Genomic DNA, 17,851 nt, shown 5'->3' with positions numbered 1-17,851 from the left:
ATGGGGTGGGGGCGGTGATCACAGGGTCGGCCGCGGCCCGCTTAAGGTGGAGGCCGACCGACGGACTGCGAGGGGACTGAACGTGACGACACCGGGCCGGGCCACCGGGGAGAGCGGTGCGGACCGTACGGAACGGGCGGGCGGCAGGCGGCGGGTGCCGCTGCTCCTCGCGGTGGCGGGCGCCGCCTACCTGCTCGACCTGGGCAGCAAGGTGGCCGTGGTCGCCGAGCTGGAGCACCGCGCCCCCGTCAAGGTGTTCGGCGACTGGCTGGAGCTGCGGGTGCTGCGCAACTCCGGCGCGGCGTTCGGCATCGGCGAGGCGACCACCATCCTGTTCACGCTCATCGCCGTGGCCGTCACCCTGGTGATCGTCCGCCTGGCGCGCAAGCTCTACAGCGCCCCCTGGGCGGTCGCGCTGGGCCTGCTGCTGGGCGGCGGGCTCGGCAACCTCACCGACCGCCTCTTCCGTACCCCCGGCGACTTGCAGGGCGCGGTGGTCGACTTCCTCCACATACGCGGCTTCAGCGTCATGAACTTCGCCGACTGCGCGATCGTCTGCGGCGGCGTGTTGATCGTGCTGTTCTCCTTCCTGGGATGGGAGCTGGACCACAAGGACAAGCCGGCGGAGAAGGCGGACGAGACGGCCGTCGCCGCTCCGCCGGGCGCAACACCGTGAACGACGACGCGCGGCACCTCGGCCTGCGGCCGCTCACCGCCCGCTCCATCGTGCTCAGCACCCTCCTCGGCCACCATCCGCCCCGCCTCCCGGCACGCGCCCTGGTGCGCGTCGGCGAACTCTTCGGCACCGCCGAGGGCACCGTGCGTGTCGCGCTGTCCCGGATGGTCGCCGCCGGCGACCTCCGGCAGGACGACGGCACGTACGGACTCACCGCACGGCTGCTGGAGCGCCAGGCGCGGCAGGACGAGAGCCGTACGCCCCGCACCCGGCACTGGGCCGGAGCGTGGGAGATCGCCGTGGTCACCGCCGAAGCCCGCCCGGCCGCCGAACGCACCGCGCTGCGCCAGGCCATGGCGGAACTGCGCCTCGCCGAACTGCGTGAAGGCACCTGGCTGCGCCCCCGCAACCTGGAACGCACCCTCCCGCCCGTGATCACCCGGCAGTGCACCCTGCTCACCGGCGCCCCGGACGGCGGCCCGGCGGAGCTGGCGCGTGGGCTGTGGGACCTGGACGGCTGGGCGACGCGGGCCCGCGCGCTGCTGGCCGCCCTGTCCGACGCCACGTCACCGGCCGCGCGCTTCACGGTCTCGGCCGCCGTACTGCGGCACCTCCTCGCGGACCCGCTGCTGCCGGACGCCCTCCTCCCGGCCTCCTGGCCGGGCACCGAACTGCGCCGCCGCTACGACTCCTTCGAGGCCGAGCTGCGCGGCCTGCTGCGGCAGTACGTGACGCCGGGCAGCGCGGCCTGAGGGCAGGCGGCCGCCGAAGAGCGCTTCTCGGGCCGCGCCCCCGGAGGGCTCCAGCGGTCCCGGAGGGCCGGTCAGCGGTCCCGGAGCGCTCCAGCGCCCCCGGAAAACCTCGGCCGGACCCGGAAAACCTCAGCGGCCCTCGAAGAGGAAGTCCAGGAAGAGCGCCGCCGACAGCAGCGCCGCACTGCCGCCCGCCGTGAGGCCGTTACGGGTCATCCGCGCGTCCAGCCGGACGAACGCCTTGCGTCCGCGCGCGGTGCCGAAACCGCCCGACGACAGCACGTCACGCGCGTCCATCTGCACCGACAGCAGGCCCTGCGAACCGCCGCGCTGGAGCAGCGTCGTGTCGTCGAGCGTGGACAGCAGCGCGAGCAGCGCGTCCATCCGGGCCGTCACCTCCGAGGCACCGGCCGCACGGGACTGGCGCAGCGCGGGCAGGGCCACGCCCAGCACGTTCGGGAAGCCGGAACGGGCCTGGCCGACGGCGCCGGGCACGCCGTAGTACTGCCGGGCCCGGCCGCCGGGCGACCGGCTGGCCGCCGGGGCGCCGCCGTCCGGCAGGCGGGCCAGGGTGGCGGCCGCCTCACAGGTCTCCACGTCCGAGCGGCAGTTCGTGGCGACGGCGCCGGCCACCAGCAGGCCCACGGACCACAGCGCGCCCCGCTTGCCGGGCGCGCCCGTACCCGCCTCCAGGGCCCGCTGCTCACCCGCCCGGCCCAGACGCCCGAGCTGTTCGCGCAGCCGCCGGTCCAGCGGCCGGCCCATGGCGGCCTCGGCCATGGACGCGAAGGGGGCGTGCAGCAGCTCGGCGGCGTGCAGCGCGAGCGGGTCCGGCTTCGGGGCCAGCACCGTCTGCGCCGTGCAGGCGGCGACGGCGAGGTCGGCGAGCCGCAGGGGAAGGGGGCGGTCGGGGGAGGAGTGCGGAACGGTGTGCAGGACGGGGCGTTCGTACGAGGTCGGCACGGTGCCGCGCGCGGCGTCCGGCCGCAGCCTCTTCATGATCGACCGGCCGCGGACCGCGGAACGGGCTGAAGAAGTAGGAGTACCCATCGGTTCGCGCTCCCTCCGTGTTACGCCACGCCCACCGAATCCCTCCCAGAAGAGTACGGCTTCGCTCACCCGGCCGATGCTCCGCCCCCTGGTATGTCCGGTCTGCGCCCCCGCCCCGCCCGTCCGGAGCGCCGCACCGCCGGTCACCCGCGCCACGGACGATCTTGTCGCTTCCTCCAACGGGGCTCGCACCTGCCAGGTGCTTTCCCACCGAGTAATTGCAGATGAGAGACGATCTGCCATACGGTTCCGCACATGCAGTCCTACACGATCGGCCAGGCCGCCCGCCTGCTCGGCGTCAGCCCCGACACGGCCCGCCGCTGGGCCGACGCCGGCAAGGTCCCCACCCACCGGGACGAATCCGGCCGCCGGCTGATCGACGGCCGCGACCTGGCCGCGTTCTCCACCGAACTCGCCAAGAACGGCAGCACGGAGGACGACACCTCCCGCACCTCGGTCCGTAACGCCTTCCCCGGCATCGTCACAGCGATCAAGCTGGGCGACGTCGCGGCACAGGTGGAGATCCAGGCCGGTCCGCACCGGCTGGTCTCCCTCCTCACACGGGAAGCGGTGGAGGAACTCGGACTGGAGGTCGGTATGCGGGCCACCGCCCGTGTGAAGTCGACCAATGTCCATGTCGACCGCGCCTGACGCGCGTCCGCCCCGCCCCGTCCCCAAGGAGCCGAACCCGATGTCCCGCACCTTCGGCATCACCCGTCGCCGCGCCGTCGCCGCGGCACTGGCCGTCGCCGTCCTCGCCCCGCTCACCGCCGCCTGCGACAGCGGTGACGACGCGTCCGGGGGCGAGGGCCGGACCACGCTCAAGGTTCTCGCCGCCGCGTCCCTGACCGATGTCTTCGCCAAGGCCGCCGACGCGTACCACAAGGAACACCCCGACGTCACGGTGAAGTTCTCCTTCGCCGGCTCCCAGCAGCTCGCCGCCCAGGTCAACCAGGACTTCCCGGCCGACGCCCTGGTCACGGCGGACACCCGGACCATGGACGGGCTGCACGGCAAGACCGGCGCGCCGCAGATCATCGCCAAGAACCGCCTGGTCATCGCCACGGCCGAGGGAAACCCCCAGCACATCACCGGCCTGAAGGACCTGGCCTCCACCAACAAGCTCAAGGTCGTGCTCGCCGCGCCCGCCGTACCCGTCGGCCGCTACAGCAAGAAGGTCCTGGACCGGCAGGACATCACGGTGCAGCCGGTCTCCCAGGAGCAGGACGTACGCGGCGTGCTGAGCAAGGTCGAGCTGGGTGAGGCGGACGCGGGCATCGTCTACGCCACCGACGCGATGACCGCGCCCGACAAGGTGGACGCCGTCCAGGTGCCGGACGAGCAGAACGCGATCGCCGAGTACCCGGCGGCCACGCTGAAGGTCTCGCAGCACCAGAAGGAGGCCGACGCGTTCGTGAAGTGGCTCGGGGGCGCACAGGCGCAGAAGCTCCTGCGCGACGCCGGCTTCCAGAAGCCGTGACACGGGCCGCCGTCGTCTCATGAAGCGCCACCACCGCGACCGGGGGCGGGCAGCCGCCTCCGGTCTGCGCGCGCCCGTCGCCCTCGCGCTGCCCGCCGTCCTGGCGGTCGCGTTCCTGCTGGTGCCCATGGCGGGCATCCTCGCCCGGACGTCCTGGGCCGACCTCGGCACCCATCTGACCTCCGCCGAGGTCACCGAGGCCCTGCGGATCTCCCTGGTGGTGTCCTTCTGGTCGCTGGGCCTGTCCCTGCTGCTCGGCGTGCCGCTGGCCTGGCTGCTGGCGCGCGTCGACTTCCCCGGCAAGGCCGTGGTGCGCTCCCTGGTGCTGCTGCCCATGGTGCTGCCGCCGACCGTCGGCGGGGTGGCACTGCTCCTCGGCTTCGGGCGGCGGGGCCTGCTGGGCGGCCTGCTGGAGAGCTGGTTCGGCGTACAGCTGCCGTTCCACACGGCGGGCGCGGTGGTCGCCGCGACCTTCGTGTCGATGCCGTTCCTGGTCATCAGCCTGGAAGGCGCACTGGCCGGGCTGCATGTGCGCTACGAGGAGACGGCGGCCTCGCTCGGCGCCGGCCCGCTGCGCGTCTTCCGTACGGTCACCCTCCCCATGATCGCCCCCGGGCTCGCCGCCGGAGCGGCCCTGACCTGGGCGCGGGCGCTCGGCGAGTTCGGCGCCACCATCACCTTCGCGGGCAACCTGCCGGGCGTCACCCAGACCCTGCCCCTCCAGGTCTACCTGCTCCTCCAGGACAGCACCGAGGCCGCCACCTCCGTCTCCCTCCTGCTCCTCGTCATCGCGACCGCCGTCCTGGTCGCCCTGCGCGGCAGATGGGCGGGCGGGGGCGGCACGGTCCGGGGGCGCACGAGCGGCGCGGTGACGCGTACGGACGCGGACGGCGACGGGACCCCGGATGCCGGCGGCACGTGGCCGGACCACATGACCGGCGCATCCGCCGCCCCCGGCACGCCCGCCTCCCCGGGCCCGCCCACCGCCACCACCGCGCACGCCGAGGGCGCCTGCGCGGCCCCCACCGCCCCCGACGGCCCCGGCGACGGCTCCGGCACCGGGCGATGGCCGCTGCACGCGGACGTCACCGGCTTCAACCGGCTCACCCTCGACGCCGCCCCGGGCACCACCATCGCCGTCGTGGGCCCCAACGGCGCGGGCAAGACCACGCTGTTGCGCGCCCTGCTCGGCCTCACGCCGAGGGCGCACGCCGTACTGACGCTCGGCGCGCGGGACGTCACCACCCTGCCGCCGCACCGCCGCGGCGTCGCCTGGGTACCGCAGGACGGCGCGCTCTTCCCCCATCTGACGGCCCTCGGCAACACGGCGTACGGGCTGCGCGCCCACGGCACCGGCCGTGCCGAGGCCCGCCGCGAGGCCCAGCTGTGGCTGGACCGGCTCGGCGTCGGCCACCTCGCGCACCGCAAGCCCGCCCAGCTCTCCGGCGGCCAGGCCGGACGCGTCGCGCTGGCCCGCGCGCTGGCCGCCCGCCCCCGCCTGCTGCTGCTCGACGAGCCGCTGGCCGCCCTCGACCAGAGCACCCGCGCGCACGTCCGGCACACCCTGCGCCGGCACCTGGCCGGCTTCGGCGGCGTCTGCCTGATGGTCACCCACGACCCCGTCGAAGCGGTCTCGCTCGCCGACCGCGTCCTGGTCCTGGAGGACGGGCGCACGATCCAGGACGCCGTCCCCGCCGAGGTCACCCGGCATCCGCGCTCGCCGTGGGTGGCGCGGATGCTCGGCCGCAACGCGTGGCCGGGCACCGCCACCGGCGACGGACTGCGGATGACGGGCGCCGGGCGGCTGGTCGCCGCCGACCCGCTGCCCGAGGGCACCGGCGCGCTGGCGGTCATCGGCCCCGAAGCGGTCTCCGTGCACCGGGCGCGCCCGTCCGGCAGCCCGCGCAACGTCTGGCCGGGCCGGGTACGGGAGATCACCGCGCTCGGCAGCCGGCTGCGGGTCCTCGTCGGGTCGCCGGAGGTGCCCGACCTGGTCGGCGAGATCACCCCGCAGGCCGCGGCGGAGCTCGGGCTGGCCGAGGACACCGAGGTCTGGGTGAGCGTGAAGGCGACCGAGGTGACGCTCGTACCGGTCTGAGCGGCCGCGCCCGTACCGGAACCAAACCCTCCGCAGGGACCGTCGCGTCGCGTCGACCCGGGGGCCCGTGCGCGGTGCGTGCGGACGCCCGCCGCGCGTGCCCCGAGCCCCCGAACGCGCTCCTGCGGCACCCCCGGCTCGGACAAGCGCTCGATACGCCCGGGCAGACCATGCGCTCCGTCTCCGGGGGTGCGCCCCTACCCGGCAGAAGGGGGCGCCATGCGGAGCCGTCGGCCCCCACTCCGGCGGTGCGGAGGCAGGGCGTACCGCCGAGGCGCTACCGCGCGCTCTGCCGGTGCCGTCCGTGACCGTGGTTGTGTCGTACTCGTCGAATTCATGACGGCTCGGGAAACACACCGCGGGAACTCGGTGACGCCACGGGGAAAGCCCGCGGAAAAGCTGGGAGAACACGGGAATTCACGGGACGTCATGCATCCCCAAGGCCGCCGGGAAACCGAGCGGTGAGCGACGGGAGCACAGGTCGATGGAATTTCCTCAGGGAACGGAAACGAGCGGACGCGGTGAGGTCCGGGGGCGTGGGGCCCGAGGAGCGACGGCGGCAGCGGTCCTGCTGGCGGCCGGCGCGTTGAACGTGGCGGCCGACGGGCCGGCCGAAGCCCGCAGCGGTGCCACCTGGGACCGGCTGGCCGGGTGCGAGAGCGGGGGCAACTGGCGGGCCGACACCGGCAACGGCTTCTCCGGCGGACTGCAGTTCGCCCACTCCACCTGGCGTTCCTTCGGCGGCGGCAGGTACGGGTCCCGGGCCGCGCGGGCGTCCCGGGCCCAGCAGATCAGGATCGCCGAACGGGTGCTGGCCCGTCAGGGCTGGGGCGCCTGGCCGGCCTGCTCGGCCCGGCTCGGCCTGCGCTCGTCCGGCGCGCGGCACAGCGCTCCGCAGACCGCCCGGCGGTCGGCGCCGCGCGCCGGCACCCAGGCCCGCACGAACAGTTCGAGCCGGTACCGCGAGCGGTTGCGCAGCCCCCGGCACCGGGACGCGTCCGGCAGCCGGTACGGCCACGCCAAGCCGTACAAGCAGCGCGCGGACCGGCCCCGGCGGTCCACCGGCGGCCATGTCGTCAATCCCGGGGAGACGGTGAGCAGCATCGCGTACGCCTACGGCTGGGGCTGGCAGGAATTCTACCGCCTCAACCGCCAGGTGATCGGGGCGAATCCCAACCTCATCTATCCGGGGACGCGTCTCGCCGTCCGCCGCTCCGGCACCGGCTGACAGCAATCCGACAAACGGTAAATCGGCCGGCCGGAATCCGGCCGGCCCCGAGGAACCGCTGCACGTAATCCCTTCCCACCCTCCCGGGAATTCCCCGTGACGAATTCCCCTGGAACGGCGGTCCGGCTGGGGGCGGGCGGACCGCCGTGGGAAGCGGTGGGCACCGGCAGGCCGTCCGTGGCGCCGCGGACGGCCTGCGACAGCACCGGCTCCGGCGGCCGGGCACCCGGGTCGTCCGGTCGGTCCGGCCCGCCCGTTTCGTTCGGTTCATCCAGTGGCACGCCGCCGCCGTACCTCGTAAGCCGCCAGGACCAGGCCCACCGTGAGCAGGCTCAGCCAGAACTGCGCCCGGCTGTCCGGCAGGAAGGCCATCGCCACGACCACCGCGGCCATCAGGGCGACGGTGGCCCGGCTGAGCCAGGGGAACAGCCACATCCGCAGCGTCAGCCGCTGCGGTTCCTCGCGTTCCAGCTTGCGGCGCAGGCGGAGCTGGGCGACCGCGATCGCCAGGTAGACGAACAGGGCGATGGCCCCGTAGGAGTTGATCAGGAACCGGAAGACGACGTCGGGGGAGGCCCACGCCGCGATCACCGACAGATAGCCGGCCGACGTCCCGGCGAGCAGCGCCCGGCGCGGCACCCCGCCGCGGCTGAGCCGGGTGAAGCCGCGCGGCGCGTCCCCGTTGCGGGTCAGCGCGAACAGCATCCGCGACGAGGTGTACAGCGCGGAGTTGAGGCAGGAGAGCACGGCGATCAGGACGACGGCGTTCATGACCGTGGCGGCGGCGGGCACGTCCAGCCGGTCCAGGACCGCCGCGTACGGACTGACCTCGACGGCCGGTGACGTCCACGGCACGACCGCCACGACGACGAGGACCGACAGCACGTAGAACCCCACCACGCGCAGCACGATCGAGCGGATCGCCGCCGCCACGGCGCGCTCAGGTTCCACCGACTCGGCCGCCGCGATGGTCACGATCTCCGCGCCGGTGAAGAAGCCGACACAGGGCACGACCGCCGCCAGGACCGCGCCGACGCCCGCGGGCGCGAAACCACCGGAGTCGGTGAGGTGCGCCAGGCCGCCGTCGGCCTGCGGCCACAGTCCGGTCAGGTACAGCGCGCCGAGGAAGAGGAACACCACGATCGCGATGACCTTGACCGACGAGAACCAGTACTCGAACTCGCCGAAGGACCGGGCCGAGACCATGTTGGTCGCGGTCAGCAGCGCCATCAGCGCCAGGCTGACGGCCCACAGCGGCACGCCGGGCAGCCACAGCCGGACGATCCGGCCGCCCGCCACCGCCTCGACGGCCACCACGATCACGAAGAAGTACCAGTACAGCCAGCCGACCGTGAAACCGGCGCGGTGTCCCAGGGTCTCCCGCACATGGGCGTAGAACGAGCCGAGGGCGGGCCGGGCCACCGTCATCTCCGCCAGCATCCGCATGATCAGGACGGTGAGGAGACCGGCCGCGAGGAAGGACAGCACGGCGGCCGGACCGGTGGCCCGGATGACCACGCCGCTGCCCACGAAGAGGCCCGCGCCGATGACGCCGCCCAGCGCGATCAGGCTCATGTGGCGCCGGCGGAGACCCTTGCGCAGCTCTCCGCCGGCCTGACCGCCGTCCTGACCGCCGGCCTGTCCGCCGTCCGGCCCGGTGGCCGGTGCCGTCTCCCGTGATGTTCCCGTACTCATGCGGGCCGACGCTATCGGCGGATTCCTGCGGGGCTGTTGCCGCAGTGTTTCGGCTGCCGGGACGCGGGCTCGCGGGCGGCGGGGTCGGCCGAAGGCCGGGTGTCCCGTACGTCCCGATGATGACCAGGTCCCTCTCGCGTAGGACCGGAGGCATACGGCACGACCCATCCGTGGAGTGATTCGCCGGACCCTCTCCCTTCCGTAGCTTCGTGATCAAGCACATGCACGACCAGGAGGCCACGGATACATGTACGGCAAGGCATTCGCCCCGGAGTACCAAGGCGAGCTGGGCACCGCCCTCAGCGTGAACTCGTCCTACGAGGACGTGCTCGCCACGGCCCGCCGCGCGCGGCACGACGCCGGTACGGACCTGGAGCGCGCCCGTGCCTCCCTCGCCGTCGCCGAGGCCAACCGGCGCCTGGGACGGGTCGACGACGCCCGCACGGCCTGGCGCGACAGCTACCGCAGCGCCCGCCGGGCCGGTGACCGCGGCGCGATGTCCTGGGCCCTGTGGAGCGGCGGCACGCTCGCCCGCCAGTGCGGCTCCCTCGCGCTCGCCCGCAGGCTGCTGGCCCTGGCCGTCACCCTCGCCGACGAGGGCGGCGACCGCCTCGCGCACGGCTACTCCCTCGCCGGACTCGCCGAGACCGGCCGCATACAGGGCGACTACGCCGCCGTCGCCGACCTGCACGAGCAACTGCTCGAACAGGCAAGGGCGCACGGCGAGGCCCGGCACATGGTGTGGGCGATGTCCGGCATCGCGCAGATGCACCGCAACACCGGCGACTACGCCAAGGCCCTGGAGCTGTTCGAGGAGTCCACGCGCATAGCCGCCGACGGCGACGACGCACGGGGCCGCGCCTGGTCCCTGCGCGGCGTGGCCGACGTACTGTCCGTACAGGGCCACACGGAACAGGCCCTGTCCCTGCTCAGCGAGGCCGAGACCATCTGCCGCACCATGGACCTCGCGAGCGCCCTCGCCTACAACCACAAGATGCGCGGCAACGTCCTGTTCCGGGCCGGGCGTTACGCCGAGGCCGGCGCGGTCTACGACGGCGCGCTGCGCGAGTTCGAGGACATGCGCGAGCCGCGCGGCACCGCCCTCTCCCGCCTCGGACTGGTCAAGTCCCGGTCCCGGATGGGCGGCTCGAAGGACCGGACGCTCACCGAACTGGACGAGCTGGAGCGCGACTTCGGGCGGATCGGGCTGCGGCATGCCCGGGACATGGTCATCGCGTTCCGCGCGGAACTGCTTTCGTCGGTGGGAGAAAGTCCCGCAGCTCCGTACGGTGCCACCACGCTCCGGTCTCCCGCAGTTCCCGCCACGTCGTGAAGCGGTACTGGAACAGCCGGGCCCGCACCAGCGCGGGCGGCGCGTCCGGGAACGGGTTGTGGCGCAGCAGCCGCAGCGTGTCGGGGTCGTTCTCCAGCAGCCGTTCCACGAACGGCCCGAACCAGCTGCGCGCATAGCCGGGCGACAGCGCCGCGAACCACATAAGCCAGTCCAGCCGCAGGTGGTACGGCGCGAACTGGCGCGGCAGCCGCCGTACCCCGCCCGGCTTGCCCCGGAACTCGTACTCCCGCCACACCGTGTCCGGCGTGGCCACCGCCGAGTCCGTGCCCTCGATGACGATCTCCCGGCGTACGCGGGTGACGCTGCCGAACGCACCGTAGGAGTTGACCAGGTGCAGCGGGTCGAAGGAGGTGTTCATCAGCTGCTGCCGGGACAGCAGATTGCGTACCGGGCGGTAGCTGCGGTAGGCGACGAAGGCGGTGACGGCCACGGTCGGCACCGCGAACCAGACCGGGGGAGCGGCGGCCGCGGAAGCGGGCGTGCCGGTGAGCCACGAGACGTCCACGGCGGACAGGGCCAGGGCGACGGTCAGCCAGTTCAGCCAGGCGAAGTTGCCGGACAGCACCAGCCACAGCTGCGTCACGGCGATCCCCAGCGCCGCCCAGGTGGCCACCGGCTGCGGCGTGAACAGCAGCACCGGCAGTACCAGTTGCGCGAAGTGGTTGGCAGCCGTCTCCACCCGGTGCAGCGGCTTGGGCAGCCGGTGGAAGAACCAGCTGAGCGGGCCCGGCATCGGCTGCGTCTCGTGGTGGTAGTAGAGGCAGGTCAGATCGCGCCAGCAGCGGTCCCCCCGCATCTTGATCAGCCCGGCCCCGAACTCCACCCGGAACAGCAGCCAGCGCAGCAGCCACATCACGAGCACCGGCGGCCCCGTGTCGTCGTTGCCGAGGAAGACGGCGAGGAAGCCGGTCTCCAGCAGCAGCGACTCCCAGCCGAAGCTGTACCAGGTCTGCCCGACGTTGACGATCGAGAGGTACATCGCCCACAGCACCGCCCACATCGCCATCGCCACGCCCAGTGGCACGGCGTCGGCCGCCCCGGCGGCCATGGCGGCGGCCAGCAGGGCGCCCGCCCAGGACCACAGGGCGAAGAACCGGTCCGAGTAGCGCCAGTGGAACACCGAGGGCGCCTTGCGGAACGGTGCCCGGCGCAGGAAGTCCGGCACCGGCGTCATGCCGCGCTCGCCCATCAGCGCCCGGAACTGCCGCGCCGCCGCCACGAACGCCACCAGATACAGCACGGCCAGCATCCGCTGGAACACCAGCCGCCCCAGCCATACGTCGCTCTCCGTGAACCAGTCCACAGGACCATCCCTAACATCGCCGGGCACCGCGCCGCCCGTCCGGCGCGCGGCGCGCACGAGATGTACCGTCCCGCCGCACCGTGCAGGCTGGAGCCATGCCCGAACTGCCGGAAGTCGAAGCCCTGCGGGAATTCCTGGACGGGCACGCCGTCGGCCGTGTCCTGGTCCGCGCCCAGCCGGCCGCCGTCAACGTGCTCAAGACGTACGACCCGCCGCTGACCGCCCTCGAAGGCGGCACCGTCACGGCGGTGGCGCGGCACGGGAAGTTCCTGGACCTCACCGTCGGCGGCCTGCACCTGGTGATCCACCTGGCCCGCGCCGGCTGGCTGCGCTGGCAGGACGCCCTGCCCGACGCCCCGCCGCGCCCCGGGAAGGGCCCGCTGGCTCTCCGCGTCCGCCTGAGCACCGAAGGAACCGGCCCGGCGCCCGGCTTCGACCTCACCGAGGCCGGTACGCAGAAGCGGCTGGCGGTGTACTGCGTGACCGCCCCGGCGCAGGTCCCCGGCGTCGCCCGGCTCGGCCCCGACCCGCTCGCGGCGGACTTCACGGAGGAGTCCCTGGCCGCCCTGCTCAGGGGCGAGCGGCGGCAGATCAAGGGCGTACTGCGGGACCAGAGCGTGCTGGCCGGCATCGGCAACGCCTACTCCGACGAGATCCTGCACGCGGCCCGGATGTCCCCCTTCAAACCCGCCGCCCGCCTCGGCCCCGAGGACACGGCCCGGCTGTACGCCGCCGTACGGGACACGCTCCTGACGGCGGTGGAACGGTCCAGAGGGGTGGCGGCCGGGCAGCTGAAGAAGGAGAAGAAGAGCGGGCTGCGGGTGCACGGCCGTACCGGCGAGGCGTGCCCGGTCTGCGGCGACACCGTCCGCGAGGTCTCCTTCAGCGACTCCTCGCTCCAGTACTGCCCCACCTGCCAGACCGGCGGCAAGCTGCTGGCCGACCGGCGGATGTCCCGGCTCCTGAAGTAGGGCCCGGTACGGTGGCGGGTACGGCAACCGGGTGAACGCCGGGCGGCAACCGGAAGGACGCCGGGCGCTGGGCGGGCGGAGCCGCGGAGCCCGCCGGACACGGTGCGGTGACCGGCGTGCGGGGCGAGGCGGAATCTCTGCTTTGTCCCCGACGTGACCTCATATCCGGTAAATGTCGAGCGCTCACCGGTCGCGGTCGCTAATCTGGTGGACGACGGACGGCCTGTCCGGTAGATGCCAACACCCTTGGCCCGTCGCGGGAAGTGCCGCAAACCCTGGCCGACATCCCGGTTTGTGCGAAGGCGCCACCGCGTCGGAAGTGTTCCCTCGATGAAGGAGTGCGTGGTGGCATTGGAAAACGCGCAACGCAAGCAGCCGCGGCCCAAGCCGGGCGAGCGGCCGGGTCGGATCAAGGAAGTCCGCAATCTGGAGGTCTGGGGCCGCTGTGTCCCGGTCAGAGTCGCCGGCTGCGACGACGACCCCACCGAGACCCACATCTTCCGCGGCATCGACTGACCGGGGGCGCCGTACCGGACGGCCGGTCCGCAGGCCGCGCACGGCCCGCGGGTTCCGGCCGGCCGGCGCCGCGGCCGGCGTCGGCGGTCGTCACGGCCGGCGGCCCAGCAGACACAGCAGCCGGGTGAGGTCGTCGGCACCGGGCGGCGGCGTGACGGGATCGGCGAACATCGACGTACCGGCGAGCTCGTCCGCGTACGGCTCGACCTCGCGCAGGGCGGCGGCCGCCAGGTCCTGCGGCAGGTGCTCGTCGGCGCGGATCGCCCGGGACAGGTCCCAGGAGTGGACCACCGCGTCCATCATCATCTGCGAGCAGTACCCGGCGGCCGTACCGGTCCCGGACGACAGATGCACCATACGGTCCAGCGCACCGGGCTCGGAGAACGCCGCGACCGCGGCCACCGCCGCCCGGTCCCAGGCACCGGCCGGATCGTCACCGAGCTGGTCGCCCTCGTAGGCATCTCCCACTTCTTCGATCGTGGCGCCGTCCCGCACCAGCCGCGGCACCCACAGCTGCTCCACGGTCAGATGGCCGACCAGGTCGCGTACCGACCACTCGGCGCACGGGGTCGGGGCGTCCCACTGGTCCTCGCGCACCCGGTGGACCCGGCTGCCGAACAGGGCGATGGCCTCACCGTGCCGCCGCAGAATCTCGGCATGCTCTCCGGTCCCTTCCGTATCGGGACCGTTCTTGTCCTCTTCGTGTCGTTCGTGTTGGCTCATGTTCACCGAGGATAGGAGCGGGCACGGCGGCCACCGCGGCGCGACGCACGGACACGATCAGGACGGATACAGCGCGTCTTCGATCGGTGACCGGCCGGTCATGTCCATGCCTGTGATGCAGGCCGTCCCGCATGGTGCCGCCCCCGGCTTCCCGCCGGAAGCGCCCCAGCGCGACAGACATCGGAACACCGGCCCCGAATCCGTGGCGCAATGGGCACGACGGGCAGCCCTGTGGGAGTCGGACCTCGGCCTTCACCGGCATCCGGTCGCCCGCCGCCCCTCTCCAGCGCCACAGGCGCCCCTTCCGTACCACTGCCGAGACCGCCCCGCCGTCCGGCCCCCAACAGTTTGCTGACAAGGCGTCAGCACTCTGGCGGGCCGCCGGAAGCGCTTGTTCAATGGGCGCCAGCCGCAACTGTCTGGAGGCTACATGGACGTCGCCGTCACGCCCCCCGCCATCCGCTGTGCCGGAGTGGAGCACACCTACCCCACGTTCCAGGAACGGTCCGCCCGCATCGCTGCCGGGCTGCGCGCCCTGGGTGTCGAACCCGGGGAGCGGATCGCGATCGTGATGCGCAACGAGCCCGCGCACCTGGAGATAGCCGCCGGAGCGGCCCGGCTGGGAGCCTCGGCCGTCCCCGTCAACTGGCACTTCCGCCACGACGAGCTGCGGCACGTGCTCGGCGACAGCGACAGCAAGGTCGTCTTCGCCCACACCGACCTGGTGCCGGGCGTCGCCGCGGCCCTCCCGGAGCGGGCCCGCCTCATCGAAGTGCCGGTACCCGACGGCACGGCCGCCGCCTGCGGTTTCCCGCCGCCCCCGGTGACCGGCGACCACCCCCTCCTGGACTCCTGGCTGTACGGCCACCCGCCGCTCGCCGAGGAAGCCGCCCGCCGGCCGTCCACCGTCATCTACAGCTCCGGCACCACCGGCCGGCCCAAGGGAGTGCTGCGCGACCCGGTCGGCGCGGAGCAACTGGCCGACGCCGTGGCCAAGTTCCACGAATTCTTCGCCGTGGAACCCGGCGGCCGCACCCTGATCCCCGCCCCGCTCTACCACGCCTCACCCAGCCAGCACGCCGTCCTCGCCCTCGCCGGCGGCCTGGACATCACCCTGATGCCGCGCTTCGACGCCGAGGAGTTCCTGCGGCTGGTCGAGCACCACCGCATCCAGCAGGCGCAGGTGGTGCCGACCATGTTCGTACGGCTGCTGCGGCTGCCCAAGGACGTCCGCGAGCGCTACGACCTGTCCTCGCTCACCTCGGTCGTGCACGCCGCGGCACCCTGCCCGCCGCACATCAAACACGCCATGATCGACTGGTTGGGCCCGATCCTCCGCGAGTACTACGGCGGCAGCGAGACCGGCGCCGTGACCTGGTGCGACAGCCAGGAGTGGCTGGCACACCCCGGTACGGTCGGCAGAGCCGAAGGGACCTGCTCGGTGGTGGTCCTGGGCCCCGACGGCGTGGCACTGCCCACCGGCCGGACCGGCGAGGTCTACATCAAGCCGTCCGACACCTGGCCGCAGTTCACCTACCTCGGCGACCCCGCCAAGCGCGCGGCGATGGAGGCCGACCGGCTGCCCGGCTACGTCACGATCGGCGACATCGGCCACCTCGACACCGACGGCTACCTCTACCTCAGCGACCGCCGCAACGACCTGGTCATATCCGGCGGCGTCAACATCTACCCGGCCGAGATCGAAGGCTGCCTGCTCGCGCTCGACGGACTGCGCGACGCAGCCGTCTTCGGCATCCCCGACGAGGAGTTCGGCGAAGCCCTCGCCGCCCACGTGGAACCCGAACCGGGCGCCGCCCTCACCACCGAGGACGTACGGGCCCACGTCGCCGACCGCCTCGCCTCGTACAAGGTGCCCAGAACCGTCGTCTTCGAGGAGCGCCTGCCGCGCGACGAATCCGGCAAACTCTTCAAACGACGGCTGCGGGAGCCGTATTGGGCCGGGCGGGACCGTACGATCTGAGGATCCGGCGGACCGCAGCGGCATCGTGTACGTCAGCCGCATTCGGGCAGGTGAGCGCCGTCTCGCCCCATGGCGACCCGGACGACGGTGTGCTGTCCGGCCACGTGCTTCCGTGCACCCCCTCGTGCCCGCGCCGGTCTGCTCTCGTCTTCACCACTGAGCCGAGCCCTCCCCTACTGTGACGAACAGGACTTCAGGAGTCATGAAGGAGGTAATCCGTGCGCGAACTTCGCGTGGCGCCCCTGGCCGACGACGGCAAGCACGCCGGTCCGCCGAGCGACAAGCCGTGGACACCACCGCCGAGCCCGCCGTCCCCGGACGGCAACGGCAGGGTGCTCATGGACGAAGACCTGAAGTGGTGACGACCGTTCCACCGCACGTCCACGAAGGGCAGGCCGCGCTGGTCGGCAAGCTGGCCGAGCGTGGTCTGCTCGCGCCGCCGTGGCGGGAGATCTGGGAACGCATCCCCCGCGAGCACTGGCTGCCGGAACAGATCTGGGTCCAGCGGCCGGACCGGTGCGAGCCCGTACCCGTGACCGACGCGGACGCGCGGTACCGGCTGACCTACAGCGACTCGCCCGTGGTGACCCAGGTGGACGACGGCCGGACCGGCGGGCCGGGCGTGGCGACCTCCGCCAATTCGATGCCGTCCATGGTCGCCAGGATGCTCGGGCTCCTCGGCCTCCAGGACGGGATGACGGTCCTGGAGATCGGTACGGCGACCGGGGACGTGGCGTCCAAGCTCTGCCTGCGGGCCGGTGACGGCAAGGTCACCTCCGTGGAGATCGACGCGGGCCTGGCGACGCAGGCCCGGGCCAACCTCGCGCGGGCCGGCCTGGCGCCTGCCGTCCACGTCACGGACGGCGCGGGCGGGTGGGCGCCGGGAGCGCCGTACGACCGGGTCGTCGCGACGTGCGCGCTGCGCACCGTTCCGGCCGCGCTCCTGCGCCAGCTGCGGCCGGGTGGCGTCCTGGTCGCCCCGCTGGTGCGCGACTTCGCCTCCGGCCTCCTGGCCCGGTTCGTCAAGGACGCCACGACCGGGACCGTCACGGGCTCCTTCCACGGTGGCGCCTCGTACATGCCGCTGCGGGCCCACCGGTCCACGGTGTCGTCAGCCGTGGACGGAACCACGCCGCGTCACTGTCACGCACTGCTCGACGGGCAGCCGGACGACTTCACGGACCCGGCCTTCGGCCTGTACGCCGGTACGCGCCTGCCCGGGGTCCACATGACCGGATCGCCCGGCCGGCTCTTCCTGTGGGACGGGGCCGGGGCCGGAGTCCTGGCCGAGGAGGGCTGGGCCGCGGTCTACGGCCGCGGCCGCGACCTGTGGCAGGAACTTCTGCGGGTATGGCAGGAGTACGTCACGGGCGGCCGGCCACCGCTCGGCGACTTCGGGGTGACCCTCACCGAGGACGGCGAGCTCCGGACCTGGCTGCGCACACCCGACGCCGTGGTCGGGCCCGCCCACACCGTTCCGACGCCCCGGCCCTGAAGCGAGACGGCTTTCCGGCTCTCCGGTCCGGGCCGGAGAGCTCTCAGTCGATGCAGAACTCGTTGCCCTCGATGTCCAGCATCGGAATGCACGCATCATTGCCGTCGTACAGCGTTCGCACGTGGACGGCGCCCAGCGGGATCAGCCGTGCGCACTCGGCTTCGAGGGCGGCGAGGCGCTCTTCCCCCACGAGTCCGGTGCCGACCCGTACATCGAGATGCACCCGGTTCTTGGCGGCCTTCCCTTCGGGGACGCGCTGGAAGTACAACCGCGGGCCCACACCGGAGGGATCACTGCAGGCGAACCACGCGTCCCGCTCCTCGGGCGCCTGCGCGTCCTTGAACGCGTCCCACGAGGCGAATCCCTCCGGTGGCGGCGGTACGACGTACCCCAGCACCTCGCACCAGAAACGAGCGAGACGCTCGGGTTCCGCGCAGTCGAAGGTGACCTGGAACTTCTTGATCGCAGACATCGGCGCACCCTAGCAAGGGCAGCCGCGGCTGGTCCCCGGTATTTCCACCTGCGCGGC

Annotated in this window: 17 protein-coding genes; 12 read left to right on the top strand and 5 right to left on the bottom strand. The window is 73.0% G+C overall.

The features are described 5' to 3' along the window. The first annotated feature begins 82 nt into the window (after positions 1–82). Both lspA and OEIGOIKO_RS04795 read left to right on the top strand, forming a co-directional pair. Entirely contained in the window at positions 83–676 is a 594-nt protein-coding gene (gene lspA, locus OEIGOIKO_RS04800; RefSeq protein ID WP_246177204.1) for a signal peptidase II, read from the top strand. Further along, on the top strand, positions 673–1,428 hold the full coding sequence (locus tag OEIGOIKO_RS04795; RefSeq protein WP_125052156.1) for a PaaX family transcriptional regulator C-terminal domain-containing protein: 756 nt from the start codon (positions 673–675) through the stop codon (positions 1,426–1,428). Before lspA ends, OEIGOIKO_RS04795 begins: the two co-directional genes overlap by 4 nt. Positions 1,429–1,557: 129 nt before the next feature. Here OEIGOIKO_RS04795 and OEIGOIKO_RS04790 read toward each other — a convergent pair whose 3' ends face one another. After that, positions 1,558–2,478, bottom strand: a complete 921-nt coding sequence (locus OEIGOIKO_RS04790) for a triphosphoribosyl-dephospho-CoA synthase (protein ID WP_170251553.1) — start codon at positions 2,476–2,478, stop codon at positions 1,558–1,560. Between the two features lie 255 nt (positions 2,479–2,733). Here OEIGOIKO_RS04790 and OEIGOIKO_RS04785 point away from each other — a divergent pair, with 255 nt between their 5' ends. The 4 genes from OEIGOIKO_RS04785 to OEIGOIKO_RS43435 all read left to right on the top strand — a co-directional run bounded on the left by OEIGOIKO_RS04785 (position 2,734) and on the right by OEIGOIKO_RS43435 (position 7,284). Continuing rightward, complete coding sequence (locus OEIGOIKO_RS04785) at positions 2,734–3,129, top strand: TOBE domain-containing protein (RefSeq protein WP_125052152.1); 396 nt, start codon at positions 2,734–2,736, stop codon at positions 3,127–3,129. 40 nt (positions 3,130–3,169) lie between these two features. Continuing rightward, the gene (gene modA, locus OEIGOIKO_RS04780; protein ID WP_125052150.1) at positions 3,170–3,958 is read left to right on the top strand and encodes a molybdate ABC transporter substrate-binding protein; all 789 of its coding nucleotides are present in this window, start codon (positions 3,170–3,172) and stop codon (positions 3,956–3,958) included. A gap of 19 nt (positions 3,959–3,977) precedes the next feature. After that, entirely contained in the window at positions 3,978–6,056 is a 2,079-nt protein-coding gene (locus OEIGOIKO_RS04775) for an ABC transporter permease (protein ID WP_125052148.1), read from the top strand. Between the two features lie 484 nt (positions 6,057–6,540). Continuing rightward, positions 6,541–7,284 carry a LysM peptidoglycan-binding domain-containing protein gene (locus OEIGOIKO_RS43435; protein ID WP_125052146.1) on the top strand — a complete coding sequence of 248 codons (744 nt, stop codon included), beginning with the start codon at positions 6,541–6,543 and terminating at the stop codon, positions 7,282–7,284. 267 nt (positions 7,285–7,551) lie between these two features. Here the strand turns inward: OEIGOIKO_RS43435 and OEIGOIKO_RS04765 are convergent, their stop codons facing one another. Beyond that, positions 7,552–8,979, bottom strand: coding sequence for an amino acid permease (locus OEIGOIKO_RS04765; RefSeq protein ID WP_218039977.1), 1,428 nt, complete (start codon positions 8,977–8,979; stop codon positions 7,552–7,554). A gap of 247 nt (positions 8,980–9,226) precedes the next feature. Here OEIGOIKO_RS04765 and OEIGOIKO_RS04760 point away from each other — a divergent pair, with 247 nt between their 5' ends. Next, positions 9,227–10,312, top strand: coding sequence for a tetratricopeptide repeat protein (locus tag OEIGOIKO_RS04760; RefSeq protein ID WP_125052144.1), 1,086 nt, complete (start codon positions 9,227–9,229; stop codon positions 10,310–10,312). Here OEIGOIKO_RS04760 and OEIGOIKO_RS04755 read toward each other — a convergent pair. Then, a complete protein-coding gene (locus OEIGOIKO_RS04755) occupies positions 10,209–11,636 on the bottom strand; it encodes a lipase maturation factor family protein (RefSeq protein ID WP_125052142.1) in 1,428 nt (475 codons plus the stop codon). The two genes, OEIGOIKO_RS04760 and OEIGOIKO_RS04755, sit on opposite strands and share 104 nt — an antisense overlap. Before the next feature lie 95 nt (positions 11,637–11,731). On the opposite strand from OEIGOIKO_RS04755, the gene OEIGOIKO_RS04750 reads away from it, so the two are divergent. Together OEIGOIKO_RS04750 and OEIGOIKO_RS41400 are read left to right on the top strand one after the other, a co-directional pair. Further along, positions 11,732–12,607, top strand: a complete 876-nt coding sequence (locus OEIGOIKO_RS04750) for an Fpg/Nei family DNA glycosylase (RefSeq protein WP_125052140.1) — start codon at positions 11,732–11,734, stop codon at positions 12,605–12,607. Between the two features lie 345 nt (positions 12,608–12,952). Beyond that, entirely contained in the window at positions 12,953–13,123 is a 171-nt protein-coding gene (locus tag OEIGOIKO_RS41400; protein ID WP_154806360.1) for a hypothetical protein, read from the top strand. 90 nt (positions 13,124–13,213) lie between these two features. On the opposite strand, the gene OEIGOIKO_RS04745 is transcribed toward OEIGOIKO_RS41400, so the two are convergent. Next, complete coding sequence (locus tag OEIGOIKO_RS04745; RefSeq protein ID WP_125052138.1) at positions 13,214–13,846, bottom strand: TIGR03086 family metal-binding protein; 633 nt, start codon at positions 13,844–13,846, stop codon at positions 13,214–13,216. 430 nt (positions 13,847–14,276) lie between these two features. Here OEIGOIKO_RS04745 and OEIGOIKO_RS04740 point away from each other — a divergent pair, with 430 nt between their 5' ends. From OEIGOIKO_RS04740 to OEIGOIKO_RS04735, 3 genes are all read left to right on the top strand, one after another. Further along, positions 14,277–15,827: an AMP-binding protein gene (locus OEIGOIKO_RS04740; RefSeq protein ID WP_125052136.1), complete on the top strand. Its 1,551-nt coding sequence runs from the start codon at positions 14,277–14,279 to the stop codon at positions 15,825–15,827. A 218-nt stretch (positions 15,828–16,045) separates the two neighbouring features. Further along, positions 16,046–16,189, top strand: a complete 144-nt coding sequence (locus tag OEIGOIKO_RS42495) for a hypothetical protein (RefSeq protein WP_246177203.1) — start codon at positions 16,046–16,048, stop codon at positions 16,187–16,189. Next, positions 16,186–17,322 carry a methyltransferase domain-containing protein gene (locus OEIGOIKO_RS04735; RefSeq protein ID WP_246177202.1) on the top strand — a complete coding sequence of 379 codons (1,137 nt, stop codon included), beginning with the start codon at positions 16,186–16,188 and terminating at the stop codon, positions 17,320–17,322. The genes OEIGOIKO_RS42495 and OEIGOIKO_RS04735 overlap by 4 nt, the downstream gene beginning before the upstream one ends. Positions 17,323–17,365: 43 nt before the next feature. Here the strand turns inward: OEIGOIKO_RS04735 and OEIGOIKO_RS04730 are convergent, their stop codons facing one another. Next, the gene (locus tag OEIGOIKO_RS04730) at positions 17,366–17,794 is read right to left on the bottom strand and encodes a VOC family protein (RefSeq protein WP_125052132.1); all 429 of its coding nucleotides are present in this window, start codon (positions 17,792–17,794) and stop codon (positions 17,366–17,368) included. Positions 17,795–17,851: the final 57 nt, after the last annotated feature.

The organism is Streptomyces paromomycinus (assembly GCF_003865155.1).
In the GTDB taxonomy this organism is placed as follows: Bacteria; Actinomycetota; Actinomycetes; order Streptomycetales; family Streptomycetaceae; genus Streptomyces; species Streptomyces chrestomyceticus.
Note: the sequence above shows the minus strand (reverse complement) of the source record. Positions and strands in the feature narration are given on the sequence as shown.

Bases quoted from the DNA above. Each gene is read 5' to 3' on its own strand.
- OEIGOIKO_RS04790 (WP_170251553.1), bottom strand. From the start codon at position 2,478: ATGGGTACTCCTACTTCTTCAGCCCGTTCCGCGGTCCGCGGCCGGTCG.
- OEIGOIKO_RS04785 (WP_125052152.1), top strand. From the start codon at position 2,734: ATGCAGTCCTACACGATCGGCCAGGCCGCCCGCCTGCTCGGCGTCAGC.
- modA (WP_125052150.1), top strand. From the start codon at position 3,170: ATGTCCCGCACCTTCGGCATCACCCGTCGCCGCGCCGTCGCCGCGGCA.
- OEIGOIKO_RS04775 (WP_125052148.1), top strand. From the start codon at position 3,978: ATGAAGCGCCACCACCGCGACCGGGGGCGGGCAGCCGCCTCCGGTCTG.
- OEIGOIKO_RS43435 (WP_125052146.1), top strand. From the start codon at position 6,541: ATGGAATTTCCTCAGGGAACGGAAACGAGCGGACGCGGTGAGGTCCGG.
- OEIGOIKO_RS04765 (WP_218039977.1), bottom strand. From the start codon at position 8,979: ATGAGTACGGGAACATCACGGGAGACGGCACCGGCCACCGGGCCGGAC.
- OEIGOIKO_RS04760 (WP_125052144.1), top strand. From the start codon at position 9,227: ATGTACGGCAAGGCATTCGCCCCGGAGTACCAAGGCGAGCTGGGCACC.
- OEIGOIKO_RS04750 (WP_125052140.1), top strand. From the start codon at position 11,732: ATGCCCGAACTGCCGGAAGTCGAAGCCCTGCGGGAATTCCTGGACGGG.
- OEIGOIKO_RS04745 (WP_125052138.1), bottom strand. From the start codon at position 13,846: ATGAGCCAACACGAACGACACGAAGAGGACAAGAACGGTCCCGATACG.
- OEIGOIKO_RS04740 (WP_125052136.1), top strand. From the start codon at position 14,277: ATGGACGTCGCCGTCACGCCCCCCGCCATCCGCTGTGCCGGAGTGGAG.
- OEIGOIKO_RS04730 (WP_125052132.1), bottom strand. From the start codon at position 17,794: ATGTCTGCGATCAAGAAGTTCCAGGTCACCTTCGACTGCGCGGAACCC.